Source organism: Mesorhizobium sp. BHbdii (assembly GCF_053848045.1).
Genome location: NZ_JBSPKX010000205.1, coordinates 1 through 450 on the forward strand (window position 1 = coordinate 1; position 450 = coordinate 450).

The 450-nt window shown below is 66.0% G+C and carries 1 protein-coding gene; it reads right to left on the reverse strand.

Translation table 11 applies throughout. From position 1 onward, the window contains the following. The coding region (locus ACWTU8_RS32645) for a 3'-5' exonuclease (RefSeq protein ID WP_455851354.1) at positions 1–450 on the reverse strand (450 nt) is incomplete at both ends.

Below are 450 nucleotides of genomic sequence, written 5' to 3' on the forward strand. Positions count from 1 at the left end.
GAAATTGGCGGCCACTTCGCGCAACGCGGCGCGCGGTTTCGGCTTCAATTCGTCGCTCTCGGCGAGATTGCCGGCGGCCTCCAGCATCGGGATGCGCAGCGCGCGCGCCGTGTCGTGGATCTGGCGGATGGTGGCTTCGCCAAGCCCGCGCTTGGGCACATTGACGATGCGCTCGAAGGCGAGGTCGTCGCCGCTGTTGGCAACGACGCGGAAGAAGGCCAGCGCGTCGCGAATTTCCATGCGCTCGTAGAAGCGCGGGCCGCCGATGACGCGGTAGTTGAGGCCGAGCGTGATGAAGCGGTCCTCGAAGGCGCGCATCTGGAAGGAGGCGCGCACCAGGATCGCCATGTCGTTGAGATTATGCTTCTGGCGCTGATAGGCCTCGATGGTCTCGCCGATGGCGCGGGCTTCCTCCTCGGAATCCCAGGCGGCGGGGACATTGACCTTGCC